This is a genomic window from Promicromonospora sp. NPDC060271, from assembly GCF_042726755.1.
Classification (GTDB): domain Bacteria; phylum Actinomycetota; class Actinomycetes; order Actinomycetales; family Cellulomonadaceae; genus Promicromonospora.
Genome location: NZ_JBHXBG010000324.1, coordinates 1 through 1,307, shown reverse-complemented (window position 1 = coordinate 1,307; position 1,307 = coordinate 1). Strand labels below are relative to the sequence as shown.

Annotated in this window: 1 protein-coding gene; it reads left to right on the top strand. The window is 68.2% G+C overall.

The features are described 5' to 3' along the window. Window positions 1-268 precede the first annotated feature (268 nt). A complete protein-coding gene (locus ACFWE2_RS25380) occupies window positions 269-1,231 on the top strand; it encodes a hypothetical protein (RefSeq protein WP_377226978.1) in 963 nt (320 codons plus the stop codon). Window positions 1,232-1,307 lie beyond the last annotated feature (76 nt).

Here is a 1,307-nt window from a genome sequence, read left to right as displayed (position 1 = left end):
GATCTCAGAGCAACCGACCGAAGTCATCTCTGCCCCGTGCAACGGACCGAAGTCGCTCGCCGCCTCACATCACCCGAGCCGAGCCGAGCCGAGCCGAGCCGAGCCGAGCCGAGCCGAGCCGAGCCGAAAGATTATTGCGCCGGCGCGGCGCCCGGGGGACGGCGGCTCAACGACCCGAGTGCGACCAGGTCCCTGTGGATTCGCGGTCTGTGCACAGCTCGCTCGGCGTCGGTCAATCGAGCCGCCAGCGATGACACATCGTCTTTCCATGGTCGAAGTGAAAATCCCAGCGGTCGCCCTCGCACTCGAGCACAACCGCAACAAGCTAGCCGCCAAAGCGCGCGCCGGTGAGGTCCTCAGGGTTCGACGCGGTGCGTACTGCACCCCGGAAGAGATCCGCGTCGACGGCCCTTCGGGAGCCGCGCGGGAAGCGCGCAACAAGGCACTCGCCCGCGCCCGTGCGCTGCACCCCCAGCTCAGAGCCAAGCACGTGTTCAGCCACGCGACGGCCGCGCTGCTGCTTGGCTGCTTCGTCTGGAAGACGCCACGAGAAACACACGTCTACCAGCGCTACCGTGCCTCCGGCCACGCGGCCGGTGACGTCAGGCGGTACTCGTGGACCCTTGCGCCCGATGACATCGACGTGGCGGCAGGCCTGCCGGTGACGTCACTCGCACGCACGGTCGTCGACTGCGCGCGCACGCTGCATCCGCTCGAAGCGCTCGTCATCGCCGACTCGGCCCTTGCCCTTGGCGCCGACCGAGAAGAACTGCTCGCGGTGCTGGACGCCCAGACCGGCCGGCGCGGGATCCAACAGGCCCGGCTGGTCATCGAGCTGGCCGACGACGGCGCCCAGTCCGCCTGGGAGACCTGGGTCCGCTATGAGCTGCTCCGCGCCGGTCTGCCTCGACCGACCACGCAGATGCCTGTGCAGACCGACGCCGGGCTCTTCCACACCGACCTGGGCTACGAACAGTGGGCGCTGGGCATCGAGTTCGACGGCCAGGTCAAGTATCGGCAGGACGGCGTTCGCCCCGGTCACGATCCTGCGCAGGAATACCTGGCCGAGAAGGCTCGCGCCGACGCCATCCGGCGAGCCGGCGTCACCCTTGAGAACGTCAGCGCATCCGACAAACAGGATGTCCCGGCGATGCTCAAGCGGATCACCGCGCGCATCCCGCCGGACGTGCTGCGGGATGCTCGGGTCGATCCTCGACTGCCCGCCAGCTAACCCCTGAGTTCGGCCCCTTGCACGGCGCAAGAAATGACTTCGGTCGGTTGCCGCGAGATCGGTCGTTTGAGTGACC